Genomic DNA, 340 nt, shown 5'->3' with positions numbered 1-340 from the left:
CATCAACGGCATCACCGTCATCCAGAACGGCGCCCTCACCGCCACGCTCGCCGTCACCACGCCGGAGGGCAACACGCTAACCGTCACCGGCTACGACGCCAGCACCGGCAAGGTGAGCTACACCTATACGCTGCTCGACAACGAGCAGCATGCCGCCGGCAACGGCAACAATGCATTGTTCGACAACCTCACCGTCACGCTGACCGACCAGGACAATGAGAGTGCCACCGGTACTCTGTCGGTCAAGATCGTCGACGACGTTCCGACCGCGCATGCCGACACCAACAGCGTCGCGGAAGGCGCCCTGCTCAGCGTCACGGCGGCGGCCGGCGTGCTGGCC

The 340-nt window shown here is 65.3% G+C and carries 1 protein-coding gene; it reads left to right on the top strand.

Translation table 11 applies throughout. From position 1 onward, the window contains the following. Positions 1-340, top strand: a 340-nt coding sequence (locus AC07SZ_RS29460; RefSeq protein ID WP_494917015.1) for a hypothetical protein, incomplete at both ends; no start/stop codon positions are given.

This window comes from Mesorhizobium sp. GW821-FHT07A06, assembly GCF_059419085.1.
This window is presented reverse-complemented; position numbering and strand designations above follow the sequence as displayed.